Origin of the sequence: Lysobacter sp. CCNWLW3 (genome assembly GCF_036697405.1) — a bacterium.
In the GTDB taxonomy this organism is placed as follows: Bacteria; Pseudomonadota; Gammaproteobacteria; order Xanthomonadales; family Xanthomonadaceae; genus Lysobacter.
Window position 1 is genome coordinate 203737 of the sequence record NZ_JBAHWA010000007.1, and the last position, 13350, is coordinate 217086.

The 13350-nt window shown below is 68.3% G+C and carries 10 protein-coding genes; 7 read left to right on the forward strand and 3 right to left on the reverse strand.

The annotated features are described in order from the left end of the window. Window positions 1-1542: a thymidine phosphorylase family protein gene (locus tag V1318_RS13660; RefSeq protein WP_332940244.1), complete on the reverse strand. Its 1542-nt coding sequence runs from the start codon at window positions 1540-1542 to the stop codon at window positions 1-3. Between the two features lie 441 nt (window positions 1543-1983). Between V1318_RS13660 and V1318_RS13665 the strand changes: the two genes are divergently transcribed. The 7 genes from V1318_RS13665 (at window position 1984) to V1318_RS13695 (ending at window position 8955) form a co-directional block, all read left to right on the forward strand. Next, window positions 1984-2418: a helix-turn-helix transcriptional regulator gene (locus tag V1318_RS13665; RefSeq protein ID WP_332940245.1), complete on the forward strand. Its 435-nt coding sequence runs from the start codon at window positions 1984-1986 to the stop codon at window positions 2416-2418. A 43-nt stretch (window positions 2419-2461) separates the two neighbouring features. Next, window positions 2462-2872, forward strand: a complete 411-nt coding sequence (locus tag V1318_RS13670; RefSeq protein ID WP_332940246.1) for a VOC family protein — start codon at window positions 2462-2464, stop codon at window positions 2870-2872. A gap of 89 nt (window positions 2873-2961) precedes the next feature. Then, window positions 2962-3180 carry a hypothetical protein gene (locus tag V1318_RS13675; protein ID WP_332940247.1) on the forward strand — a complete coding sequence of 73 codons (219 nt, stop codon included), beginning with the start codon at window positions 2962-2964 and terminating at the stop codon, window positions 3178-3180. 161 nt (window positions 3181-3341) lie between these two features. Further along, entirely contained in the window at window positions 3342-3791 is a 450-nt protein-coding gene (locus V1318_RS13680) for a DUF1801 domain-containing protein (RefSeq protein WP_332940248.1), read from the forward strand. Between the two features lie 3 nt (window positions 3792-3794). Next, complete coding sequence (locus tag V1318_RS13685; RefSeq protein WP_332940249.1) at window positions 3795-6221, forward strand: excinuclease ABC subunit UvrA; 2427 nt, start codon at window positions 3795-3797, stop codon at window positions 6219-6221. A 296-nt stretch (window positions 6222-6517) separates the two neighbouring features. After that, window positions 6518-8173, forward strand: a complete 1656-nt coding sequence (locus V1318_RS13690) for a multicopper oxidase domain-containing protein (protein ID WP_332940250.1) — start codon at window positions 6518-6520, stop codon at window positions 8171-8173. A gap of 53 nt (window positions 8174-8226) precedes the next feature. Then, window positions 8227-8955, forward strand: a complete 729-nt coding sequence (locus tag V1318_RS13695) for an FKBP-type peptidyl-prolyl cis-trans isomerase (RefSeq protein WP_332940251.1) — start codon at window positions 8227-8229, stop codon at window positions 8953-8955. Window positions 8956-9006: 51 nt separating this feature from the next. Here the strand turns inward: V1318_RS13695 and V1318_RS13700 are convergent, their stop codons facing one another. Further along, window positions 9007-10170, reverse strand: a complete 1164-nt coding sequence (locus V1318_RS13700) for a metallophosphoesterase (protein WP_332940252.1) — start codon at window positions 10168-10170, stop codon at window positions 9007-9009. 89 nt (window positions 10171-10259) lie between these two features. Further along, window positions 10260-13295 (reverse strand): TonB-dependent receptor, encoded by a 3036-nt coding sequence (locus V1318_RS13705; protein WP_332940253.1) that lies wholly within the window; start codon window positions 13293-13295, stop codon window positions 10260-10262. Window positions 13296-13350 lie beyond the last annotated feature (55 nt).

The window sequence follows — 13350 nt, forward strand, 5'->3', positions numbered from 1 at the left end:
TCAGTCGGATCCAATGGTCAGAATGTCCGGGTGCGCAAGGGCGTAGTCCAGCGCGTAGTCCAGCTCGCCTCGTGCTGCGGCGTGCACCTCGAACAGCGGCGCTCCGCGTTCGATTCGGTCGTCTTCGCGCAGCTTGCACATCACTCCGGCCGTCACGTCATGCGGCGCGCCAGCCAGCTTGGCCACGCGCGCCAGCTGGCGATTGTTGATGCACACGATTCGCCCGCTATTCGGGGCAAGGTAGGGTTTCACGAACTGCGCCCTCCCCGGCTCCCGGAACCCGCCCTGGGCTTCGCATATGGCCAGAAATTTACCAAGCGCGGCGCCCGAGCGGAGAACTTCGCAGGCTTGTTCCCGGCCCCTTCCCGGCGCCGCTCCTGGAAGCAGATCAAGCACGGCGCCCGCCACGTCGAGCGCTCGCTCACGCAGATCGCTCGGCGCCCCCGCCGCATTGCGCAGAACAGCCAGGACGTCGTGCGCTTCCAATGCGGGCCCGATTCCCCGCCCGACCGGCTGTCGGCCGTCGGAGACGTGAATGCCCACGCGCAGCCCCACCGCTTCGCCCACAAATGCCAGACGACGCGCAATGGCGTCCGCCGCCGCCGGCGTGCGGACCTTGGCGGTTGAGCCCACCGGGATATCGATCAAGACATGCGTCGAGCCGGCGGCGGCCTTCTTCGACAGGATGCTGGCGACCATCTGGCCGTCGCTGTCGAAGTCGAGCGGTCGCTCGATCTGAATCAGCACATCGTCGGCCGGGCTCAGGCGCACGGTGCCGCCCGAAGCCAGGCAACCGCCTTCGCGCTCCACCACGCGGCGTAGGGTCCCGAGCTCAAGGTCCACCCTTGTCATCGTCGCCATGACATCGGCGGTGCCGGCCGGAGAAGTAATGGCGCGCGATGAGGTCTTGGGAATGCGATGGCCCAGTGCCGCCACTATGGAAACGACGATCGGCGTAGTGCGATTGCCGGGGAGGCCGCCTACGCAATGCTTGTCCAGCACCGTCCCCGCCCCCCAGTCGAGCCGGTCGCCTACCGATATCATCGCGCGCGTCAGCGCCACGGACTCATCCAGATCCATCCGGTCCCCGGCGCAAGCGGTTACGAAGGCGGCCAGTTCGATGTCCGACAGACGGGCTGCCAGCACATCCAGCAGAACGGTCGCAAACTCGGCTTCGCCCAGGCGAGCGCCGAATACCTTGGCCCGCACGGCAGCGGTGGATTTGGGAGGCTCGGCGTGGGCGAACTCGACCAGCTCGCCGGGGCCGGGGCCGAGCGCTTGCCATGCCGCTTCCGAGAGCGCGGCTTCATCTTCGCTCAGCCAGTCGCCCGTCACGACGTTCAAAATGGCGACGATCTCGCGTTCGCCACTCTTCACCCGCACCCGCGTCAGCGCGGCGAACCCCTCAGCGCGGCACACCAGGCAGCCTTGATGCAGATACAGCACGGGCTGCCTGTAGGTATCGATGCCGGCTCGACGCACGGGCAATCGAATCCCGGGCTCCACGGCGTTAGAAACTCGATCCTGCCCGAGAACATGCATTCCGAAGGCACCTGAGGGAACCTCAGTACCCTAGTCCCTCGGCTGAAGGGCCGGTTGATCTCGATCAATCCTTGCCGCTCCGATAGCCGGCGCTGGCGACCGCATGCTCTGCCCGACGCAGGACTGGGAAGCCCCAGCGATGCAGCGGGGGGAGTAGCGAAGAGGCAACGCCGGTAGAGGAGTCCTGCCTGGGGAAGTCCCGCATGCGGCAAGTACTGTGCTCGCCGCACCTCTGGATTGCCGCGTTCGCGGCGGCCCTGGCCTTGGCGCTTCATATTTTAAATATTATTCAATGCGTTACACTGCCTCGCCGCCTCCTCTTAACCGTTCGGAACCGTAGTTTCATGGGGTTCCACGATGCACGGAGGCAAGCTCCAATCCAGCCAAGCCAGGTCTGGACTCGCCCGAGCGACTTCATCCAAGGCTGAGTCGATCCCGCAGATGACCAATAATCCGGCCACCTCCACCCACCTGCGCGACCTAAGCCGCCTGCGCCGCGTGCGCGATCGCATCGATCGCGAATACGCGCAGCCGTTAGACGTGGAGGCGCTGGCGCGTGGGGTGCATATGTCGGGCGGGCACCTGAGCCGGGAGTTTCGGGCGGCGTACGGGGAGTCGCCGTATAGCTATTTGATGACGCGGCGGATCGAGCGGGCGATGGCATTGCTGCGGGTGGGCGAGATGAGCGTGACCGAGGTCTGCTTCGCGGTCGGCTGCTCGTCGCTGGGCACTTTCAGCACCCGCTTCACCGAGCTGGTCGGGGTGTCGCCCAGCGTGTATCGGCGCGAGGCGGCGGGGGCGACGGAAGGGATGCCTTCGTGCGTGGCCAAACAAGTGACCAGACCGATCAGGAATCGAGAAGCGCCGGGCTCCTAGGCGCGGCTAGCATGACGGCTCCTAACCACACCGCAGGACTGCCATGAACCTCAGCATTCACTCCAGCTTTCTCGCCCACACCGATCCGGAGGCCGCGCTGGCCTTCTACCGCGACGCCCTGGGCTTCGAAGTCCGCAAGGACGTCGGTTACAACGGCTTGCGCTGGATCACGGTCGGCCCGGTCGGGCAGCCCGATACTTCGATCGTGCTGTACCCGCCCAGCGCCACGCCGGGGGTCACCGAGGAGGAGCAACGCGTCATCGCCGAAATGATGGCCAAGGGCACCTACGCCATGATCATCCTGGCCAGCCCGGACCTGGACGCGACCTTCGACCGCCTGCAGGCCAGCGGCGCCGAGGTCATCCACGAACCGACGGTGCAGCCCTACGGCGTGCGCGACTGCGCCTTCCGCGACCCCGCCGGCAATCACGTCCGCATCAACGAAGTGCGCTGAAGCATTCGCTTTCGATGTTCGCAACCGCCCAGGGGTAACGGCCGGCCGCTCGCCGCGCCTCGGGGCGCCCATCGTCAAAGGAGCTCTGCATGAATCAGTGGATACGGCAGTTCCATCGTTGGATGTCGATGATCTTCACCCTGTCCGTGATCGCGACCTTCATCGCGCTGGCGCAGAAGCAGCCCCTGGTCTGGGTGTCCTACGTACCGCTGGCGCCGTTGGCCCTGCTGCTGATCACGGGCCTGTACCTGTTCGCGCTGCCCTACCTGGGCAAGTGGCGCCGGCGTTCCGGCGCCGGCCAGACCTGACCGCGGCGGGGGCGCCTTGGGCCGCGCTCGAAGTTCCAGGCCACGCCACCCGCCAGCGGGTGGCGCTGGCCCCCGCCTCCCCCACGCCGCTACCCTGCCCCCGGCCCGATCCGCTACCGCCGCCGGCCCCGGTCCGGCATCGATCGCACAAGGAGATTCCCGTGACCGCGAAGAAGAAAGCCGCCGCCAGCAAAACCCCGTCCAAGGCCTTCTCGGCCGAAGAACGCGCCGCGATGAAGGAGCGCGCGAAGGAGCTCAAGGCCCAGGCCAACCGGGCCGAGAGCGAAAAGGACCTGACCGCCAAGATCGCCGAGATGCCGCCGGCGGACCGCGCACTGGCCAAGAAGCTGCATGCGATCGTCGCCGAAGTCGCGCCCGGCCTGGTCCCCAAGACCTGGTACGGCATGCCCGCCTACGCCAACGACGACGGCAAGATCGTCTGCTTCTTCCAGGCCGCGTCCAAGTTCAACAGCCGCTACGCCACCTTCGGTTTCAACGATGTGGCCCAACTCGACGACGGCGCGATGTGGCCGACCGCGTTCGCCCTGAAGTCGCTGGACGCCGCCGAGGAAAAGAAGATCCGCGCGCTGGTCAAGAAGGCGCTGGGCTGAAGCATGGCCAAGCCCGCGAAACGGACCGATAACGCGATCGCGCCGGCGCCCGCTCCGCACGTGGCCGACCGGCGCGACCTGATCCGCGTGCAGGGCGCGCGGGTGAACAACCTCAAGGACATCAGCGTCGAGCTGCCAAAGCGCCGGCTGACGGTGTTCACCGGCGTGTCCGGCTCGGGCAAGAGCTCGCTGGTGTTCGACACCATCGCCGCCGAGTCGCAACGCCTGATCAACGAAACATACAGCGCCTTCGTGCAAGGCTTCATGCCGACCCTGGCGCGGCCCGAGGTCGACGTGCTCGACGGCCTGACCACCGCGATCATCGTCGACCAGCAGCGCATGGGCGCCGACCCGCGTTCGACCGTCGGCACCGCCACCGACGCCAATGCGATGCTGCGCATCCTGTTCAGCCGGCTCGGCAAGCCGCATATCGGCTCGCCCAGCGCCTACGCCTTCAACGTGCCGACGGTACGCGCCGCCGGCGCGATCACGGTCGAGCGCGGCGCGCGTACCAAGACCGTGAAGGAAAGCTTCAACCGCCTCGGCGGCATGTGCCCGCGCTGCGAGGGCCGCGGCTCGGTCACCGACATCGACCTGAGCCAGTTGTACGACGAGGACAAGTCGCTCAACGAAGGCGCGCTGCGCATCCCCGGCTACAGCATGGAAGGCTGGTACGGCCGCATTTTCCGCGGCTGCGGCTACTTCGATCCCGACAAACCGATTAAGAAGTACAGCAAGAAGGAATTGAGCGACCTGCTGCACAAGGAAGCGACCAAGATCAAGGTCGACGGCATCAACCTGACCTATGCGGGCCTGATCCCGACCATCCACAAGTCCTTCCTGTCCAAGGACGTGGACGCGATGCAGCCGCACATTCGCGCCTTCGTCGAGCGCGCCATGACCTTCGCCACCTGCCCCGACTGCGACGGCACCCGGCTCAGCGAGGCGGCGCGCTCGTCCAAGATCAAAAAGATCAGCATCGCCGACGCCTGCGCGATGCAGATCAGCGACCTCGCCGAATGGGTGGGCGGGCTCGACGAGCCCTCGGTCGCGCCCCTGCTGGCCGCGCTGCGTCACAGCCTGGATGCCTTCGTCGAAATCGGCCTGGGCTATCTCTCGCTGGACCGGCCCGCGGGCACGCTGTCCGGCGGCGAGGCGCAGCGCGTCAAGATGATCCGTCACCTCGGTTCGGCGCTCACCGACGTCACCTACGTCTTCGACGAGCCGACCATCGGCCTGCATCCGCACGACATCCAGCGCATGAACGAACTGCTGCTGCGCTTGCGCGACAAGGGCAATACGGTGCTGGTGGTGGAACACAAACCGGAGACCATCGCGATCGCCGATCACGTGGTCGACCTCGGCCCCGGCGCCGGCGCGGCCGGCGGCGAGGTGGTGTTCGAAGGCTCGCTGGAAGGCCTGCGCGGCAGCGGTACCCTGACCGGACGCCACCTGGACGACCGCGCGGCTCTGAAGACCTCGGTGCGCAAGCCGTCCGGCGCGCTCAAGGTGCGCGGCGCCAAGACCCACAACCTGCGCAACGTCGATGTCGATATTCCGCTGGGCGTGCTGACGGTGCTGACCGGCGTGGCCGGCTCGGGAAAGAGTTCGCTGATCCAGGGCTCGGTGGCGCCGCGCGAAGGCGTGGTCACCATCGACCAGGGCGCGATCCGCGGCTCGCGGCGCAGCAACCCGGCCACCTATACCGACCTGCTGGAACCGATCCGCAAGGCCTTCGCCAAGGCCAACAACGTCAAGCCCGCTTTGTTCAGCGCCAACTCCGAGGGCGCCTGCCCGAACTGCAACGGCGCCGGCGTGATCTATACCGACCTGGGCATGATGGCGGGCGTGGCCAGCACCTGCGAGGAGTGCGAAGGCAAGCGCTTCGACGCCTCGGTGCTGAAGTACCGTTTCGGCGGCCGCGACATCAGCCAAGTGCTGGCGATGTCGGTGAACGAGGCACAGGCCTTCTTCGGCGCCGGCAAGGCGCATACGCCGGCGGCGCAGCTCATCCTCGACCGCCTCGCCGATGTCGGGCTGGGCTACATCAGCCTGGGCCAGCCGCTGACCACCTTGTCGGGCGGCGAGCGCCAGCGCCTCAAGCTGGCCACCCACATGGCCGAGAAAGGCGACATCTACGTGCTGGACGAGCCGACCACCGGCCTGCATCTGGCCGACGTGGCGCTGTTGCTGGGCTTGCTCGATCGCTTGGTCGAATCCGGCAAGTCGGTGATCGTGATCGAGCACCACCAGGCGGTGATGGCGCATGCGGATTGGATCATCGATCTCGGCCCCGGCGCCGGTCACGACGGCGGCCGGGTCGTCTTCGAGGGTACGCCCGCCGAACTCATCGATGCCGGCTCCACGCTCACCGGCCAACATCTGGCCGCCTATGTAGGCGCGCGCGCCAAGGCCGCACGCAAGGGCTGAGCGCCAGGCGCCCGCGTCGCATGCCCCCGGCGGCCGACGGCCACGGGGGCGAGCTGGCGCCGCCGGGCAGACGCAACATCGCGCGACGCCTTCAGCCGGATCGGCTGGTTTCGGGCACCGGACCGCAGGCGGGAAACCGCCGCGACGAAGCCGCCGCCAGCCATAGTCCTTATGCGTTCTCATGACTGCCGCTGCGCGCTCGAATGTGGGATACAACGCGGTTTTATGTCGATGGTTCCATGACAGAATCCGGCGGCTTGGGGAGCCGCAAGCGTGCGGCGCGAGGGCAAGGCTGCATGACCGACACCGCACGTCGCCGCCTGTTCGTCGGATTGGCCGCCGCGGCCGCGGTGGTGGCCGCCACGCCCTGGCTGTTCAAACGCAGGCGCGAGCACGACCACGCCATGAACCCGGCGGCGGCGGACCCGCATGCGGCGCCCGGCCTGCCCAGCGCGCAACCGTTCCAGACCCCGCTGCGCCTGCCCGGCCGCGAAGGCCTGTTCGCGGAAGTCGCGCTGTCCGCGCCCCTGGCCTTGAGCGCGCGCGCGGCGGAGTTCGCGATCTTCGCCGGCAAACCGACGCCGGTCTGGCACTACGCCGGCAGCGTCGAGGGGCGTGCCGTCGCCAATCCGCTGCTGCGCGCCGCCAAGGGCGACAGCGTCGAGGTCGCGCTCGCCAACGAGCTGGCCGAAGCCACCACCATCCACTGGCACGGCCTGAGCATCGACGAGGCCAACGACGGCAGCGGCCTGCATCCGGTGGCGGCCGGCGCAGGCAAGACCTACCGCTATCGCATCGACAACCGCGCCGGTCTGTACTGGTACCACGCGCATCCGCACGAGCGCACCGGCCTGCAACTGCAGCGCGGGCTGGCCAGTTTGTTGCGGGTCGAGGACGAAGAAGATCGGGCGCTGGGCGAACGCCTGGGCCTGCGCTGGGGCGAACGCGACCTGCCCTTGTTCATCGCCGACAAACAGGTCGACGCCGACAACGCCATCGTCTACCGCCTGGGCGCGGACGATTGGATCGGCAACCGGGTGCTGGTGAACTGGACGCCCGAGCCTTTCCTGGAAGTGCTGCCGGCGCTGTACCGCCTGCGCATGGTCAACGCGTCGAACGCGCGCATGCTGCGGATCGCGTTCGAGCATGAAGGCCAGACCCTGCCGTTCCGGTTGATCGGCACCGACGGCGGACTGCTGGCGCAGGCCTGGACGCTGGACGATGTGTTCCTGGCGCCCGCGCAGCGCATCGATGTGCTGGTCGATTTCGCCGCGCTGCCCGCCGGCGCCCGCGTGCTGTTGCGCAGCCTGGAATACGTGGCGATGGAGAACGAGGACGAGTCCGGCGCATTCGCGCCCGACCCGATGGGCGACCACCCGGGCGCGGCGCCGATGGGCGACGCCCTGGATCTGATGCAGTTCTGCGTGGCCGCCTGCAGCGACAGTCAGCGCAACCAAGCCAGGATCGCGTCCGCCCGCGTGCCGGCCGTCCTCAGCGCCCTGCCCGCACCGCCCGACACCGCCGGCTGGCCGGTGCGGCCGATCCGCCTGCGCATGGACGACCAGGGCAGCTGGTTCATCAACGATTGGAACTACCACCAGGTCGGCCACGAGCCGGTATTCAGCGTCAGGCGCGGCAGCCGCGAGGTCTGGGAAATCCGCAACAACATGACCAGCATGCCGCACCCGATCCACCTGCACGGATTCCAGTTCCGCGTGGTCTCGCGCAGCATCAGCCCGCCCGACGTGCGCAGCCGCAAGGTCACCGCGGCCGGCCTGGGGCCGCAGGACCTGGGCCTGAGCGACACCGTCGTGGTCTGGCCCGGCGAGATCGTGCGCATCGCGATCGATTTCTCGCAGCCCTACTCCGGCAGGCAACGCTACATGCTCCATTGCCACAATCTGGAACACGAGGACATGGGCATGATGGTCAGCTTCGCCGTCGAGGACTGAGGCCAGGCCGCGCCGCTCGCCCATGCGACACCCCACACCGAAGAGAAGCCGCCATGAACCGTGTCGCGCACCTTAGCCTGCTCGCCCTGCTGCCCGTGGCGCTGAGCGCATGCCAGTCCAGGAACGGCGAGCCGGCCGCGTCCCAAGACGTCGCGCCGCTGCGCCTGGACGATGCCCGCGCCAAGACCAGCTACATGGTCGGCCTGGACCTGGCCAAGCAGGTCGCGCCGGTGCGCGACGAGGTGGATATCGACACCGTGGTGGCCGCGCTGCGCGCCGCCCATGCCGGGCGCAAGCCGCAGTTGGACGAGGCCCAGCTCGACAAGATCCGCCAGGATTTCGTGCGCCAGCTGCAGGACAAGCGCAAGGCCGAGCAGGCCGCGCTGGCCAAGAAGAACCTGCAGCGCGGCCGCGATTTCCTGGCCGAAAACGCCGCCAAACCGGGCGTGGTCGAGACCGCCTCGGGCCTGCAGTACCAGGTGATCCGCGATGCGCGCGGCGCCAAGCCGGCGGCCGATGCCACGGTACGGGTGAACTACATCGGCGCGGTGCTGGACGGCAAGGAATTCGAGAACACCTACGCGATCGACCACCCGTCCGAATTCCCGCTCAACCGGGTCATGCCCGGCCTGCGCGAAGGCCTGAGGCTGATGCCCACCGGCGGCAAGTACCGGTTCTGGATCCCAGCCGCGCAGGGCTACGGCGAACTCGGCGTGCCCGGCCAGGTCGAGCCGAACGCGACCCTGGTGTTCGAGGTCGAGCTGCTCGAGATCGCGGGCTGAGGCCCGCCCTTCCCCGGCGCGTCCGATCCAGGCGCGCCCGACCGCGAGCGCTCAGTCCTCGGCGGTCGCGGCTTCGGTCAGCGGCAGGCGCCGGCCGTCCAAGGTGCCGCGGCTCATGCGACCGTCCTCCACGATCAGCAACTCGCCGGATTCGCCGTTCTTGATGCTGCTGTCGACCGAGATCACCGCGCCGTCGAAGTAGCGGCCGACCGCGTTCATCGAGGTATGGCCGACGACGACGCGCTTGACGCCGCTGCGGCGCAGGATCGCGTCCACGCGCGCCTGGTCCAGCGTCGGGTCCTTGAAGTAGCCGCGGTACCAGATCGGGCTGGTCTTGCCGTTGTAGAGCCCGCTCAGCAGCGGATCCTGCGACCACACCGCCTTGGGCGTGCCCAGCGAGGCGCGGTAACGCGCGTTGGCGTCGGCGCGCTCCAGTCCCAGGGCCAGGTATTCCTCGGCGATGCCGCCGTGCACGAACAGCAGGTCGTCGATCTGCGCCATCACCGGCTTGCTGCGCAGCCAACGCCCGAGCACGGTGTCGGGGCCGTAGAGCTCGGGATACGGCGTGCCCAGCAAAGCCGCGTTGGTTCGGTAGCCGTCGTTGACGTAGCGCAGGTCGTTGGCCAGCACCATGATCTCGTGATTGCCCAGCAGCAGGTGCACGCCGCCGCCGGCCGCGCGCGCCTGGCGTTCCAGTTCGTAGATCAGCCACAGCGCCTGATTCACCTGCGGGCCGCGGTCGAACACGTCGCCGACGATGACCAGATGGCCCTTGCCGTAGCGCCACTCCAGGCGCTGGCCGACGATGCCGTTGGCGCGCAGCAGTCGCAGCATGAGCTCGTACTGGCCGTGGATGTCGGACAGGGCCGCGATCCGGGAGACCTGGACGATGGCGGCGCCCGAGCCGGGCGTCGCCGGCGCCGCGACCTGGATCGCTTGCGGATAGCCGCATTGCGGCGCCACCTCGACCGGCCAACGCCGGGCCGGATACGCGCGCTCCACGACCTTGCCGTCGCAGACCCAGCGCGCCGTCACGCGGCCCGGTTCGTAGCGCAGGTAGGGCCCGTCGTCCAAGGCCGGTACCGTCGCGGGCGTCGGCGTGGCGACTTTGGCCGGGTCGGTGCGCGGCTGTCCGTCGCCTGCTTGCGCATGTACGGCGCCCGCGGCGGCCAGGCAGGCCGCCAATACCCAGGTTCGATGCATCGGTTTGGTCATGCGGGGTCTTCCCGTTCTGGCGCCGCGTATGCGCTGCGATCCGAAGCGAGAGAGGCCCGGCGCGCCGGGCCCCTCGTCAGGCTACGACCTTACTTGAACTTGTATTCGAACTGCAGCGCCAGCTCGCGTCCGATCGGGCTGTAGGCGTCGTAGAAGAACGGAAAGCTGGTATTGGTCTCGTCGTCCGGATGCAGGTTGTCGAACAGGTTGTTGACGTAGAACTTGATCGCGGCCTGCTCGGTGATCTGCTTGCCGACGTTGGCGTTCCAGATGAAGTGCACGCCGGTGCGGCCCGTGCCGCCGGCCTTGGGCAGGCTGCCGTAGCGGGTCATGAACAGGCTGGACGACCAGTCGCCGCGACGCCAGCTGGCGCCCGCACGCACGCGGCTGCGGAAATCCAGGTTGGTCGGGTCGTCGCGCCAGTCGCGGTCCACCGCATCGGTGGCGAACACCTGCTGCTCCGAGCGCAGCGTGTGCGACCAGTTCAGATCGAAGCGGTAGTCGCCGTAGCGCTCGGTCTTGAGCCGCCAGTTGATGCCGGCGTCGATGCCGGAGACGCGGCGGTAGGACTGGTTGATCGGCGCCGACCTGATCTCCATCACCCGGTCGATGGGCTCGTTGCCCTCCGGGCGGCGCGTGACCAGGGCGGTGACCGCCTGGCAGTAGGCCGAGCCCGGCGCGAACTCGAACGGCTGGCCGTTGATCGTGCGTCCGGTTCTGCAACCCGCCTCGCCGATCAGAATTTTATCGATGCCGAGGCGTTCGATCGCGCCGTCGAGCTCGATGTTCCAGTAGTCGGCGGTGATCGAGACGCCGTCCATCACGTCCCAGACCACGCCCGCGCTCCAGGACTTGCCGGTTTCTTCCTCGAGATTCGGATCGCCCTTGCTGAGGCTGAACATGCTGTAGCTGTAACCCGAGCAGCCGGGATTGGCGCCGGCGGCGATGCAGCGCCACAGATCGGTATTGCTGCCGAAGCTGCCGCTGCCCTCGCTGAACACCCAGTGCAGATCGGGCGCCTTGAAGCTGGTGGCGTAGGCGCCGCGGATCAGCAGCGAATCGGTCGGGCGCCATTCGATGCCGGCGTTCCAGGTCCTGGCGTCGTCGACGGCGGTGATGTCGTCGTACTTGTCGAAACGGCCCGCCAGGCTGGCCTTGAGGGTCGGAGTGATCGGCACGCTGAACTCGATGCCCGCCGCGTAGCGGTCGCGTTCGCCGCCGCCGTTGGTGCCGGTGAGGTTGTAGAGCTGGACCACGCCGGGCTGCACGCGCGGATCGCTGGACAGGTCGTAGCCCTGCGAACTGGCTTCGAGCACGCCGGCCACGCCGACCGGCCCGGCCGGCAGCTCGAACAGGTCGCCGGTCACCACGAAGCTGGCGGTGTTGACCCAGGACTCGGCCTCGTAGCGGGCCAGCGTCGAGATCGAGGCGTACTCCTCCGGCGTCATCGGCCGATACCAGCGATCCAGATTGAGGCGATGGATCGGCACGCCGTTGGGGCGGGTGCCGAGTCGCGGGCCGAAGAAATAGTCGTTGACGAGGTTGCCGACCAGGCGCCGGCGCGTGCGTTCGAAATAGTAATCGGCGCGGCTGAGGGTGAGGTCCCAGTCCCAGCGCTGCGCGAAGCTGCCGCGCAGGCCGACCGCCACGTCCAGCGACCTTTCGTAGTAGTGCTGGTTCATGTTCTCGACGCCGCCCAGGTCGACCGGCGTGAGCAGGCGATTGGGCGCGATCACGCTGTTGAACTGCGGATCGTAGAAATCGCCGCGGCGGCCGACGCCGTCGGTATGCGGGCCGGTGATGCTTTCGAAACCGCCCAGCGATTCGACCTCGGAACGCCAGGCCTGCACCGAGGCCCAGCCCTGCAGGCCGTCGGCGAAGTCCCAGGTGCCGAACACGTAGCCGGCCAGTTCGTCCTTGCCCTTGCTCAGGTGCTGGTAGCGTGCGTCGTTCCAGGTGCCGCAGCCGTCGCCCAGGCTTTGCACGCTGCCGCCGCTGATGCGCTTGTAGGTGTGGCGGACGAATTCGCCGCCCCAGCGTTCGCAGGTGCCGGCCGGCGGCGCGATCAAGGGGCTGGAACTGCTGGTGCTGCCGCGGCGGATGCGCAGGCCGGCGTCGGGCTGCACGCCCAGGCGCGGGTCCGGCGCGGGGTTCGCGCGCAGGTCCCAGGCGTCGCGCTGGAAGCCGTACAGCAGTTCCTGATTGTAGTACTGGAAGGCGTAGGTCAGCCCCCAGTTCTCGCCGGTGCGGCCGCCGGTCCATTGCAGATCGACGCGGTCACGCCCGCCCATCGAGCTGGTGCCCGCGCGCAGCTTGACCTCGTCACCCTGATAGTCGCGCTTGAGCACGACGTTGACCACGCCCGACACCGCGTCGGCGCCGTAGATCGCCGAGGCGCCGCCGGCCAGGATCTCGATGCGATCGACCGCGCCGGACGGGATGTTGCCGAAGTTCTGGAAATTGCTGCGGCCTTCGTACGGGAACGGATAGTCGGCGGCGCGGCGCCCGTCGATCAGCAACAGCGAGCGGCCCGGGCCCAGACCGCGCAGGTTGAGCGGATGCGCGTTGGCGGAGAAGCCGCCCGACAGTTCGGTCTCGACCGCGCCGTTGGCCATGACCAGGGTGTCCAGGGCCTCGAACACCGTGGCATGACCTTCGCGTTCGAGCTGCTCGGCGCTGATCACGGTGATCGGCGACGGGCCTTCGATCTCGGCGCGCTTGATGCGCGAACCGGTGACTTGGATCGCGGCCAGGTCGGTCGGATCGGGTTCGGCGCCTTCCTTGGCCGCGGGCGGCGCGGTCGGCGTCTGGCGCGGGCGCGGCGTAGCCGGCGCGGCAACGATGGTGATCACGCCGCTGCGGGTGATCCGGTAGCTCAGGCCGCTGCCCGCGAGCAGGCGCTCCAGCGCTTGCGTGAGCGTATAGCGGCCCGACAGCGCCGGCGCGGTACGGTTGCGCACCAGTTCCGGCGGCACCAGCAGCTGCGCGTCCCCCGACGCGGCCAGTTGGTTCAGCGCAGCGCCCAAGGGCTGCGCCGGCAAGGCGTACTCATGTGCGACGCCCTGCGACTGCGCCAGCGCCGCCGGTGTGGCGATACAGGCCGACAAACCCAGCGCCACGCTCATGGCGACCGTCAACGGATGCCGCGTGCGACACGGCCTCGCTCCCCTCGAAACTGTT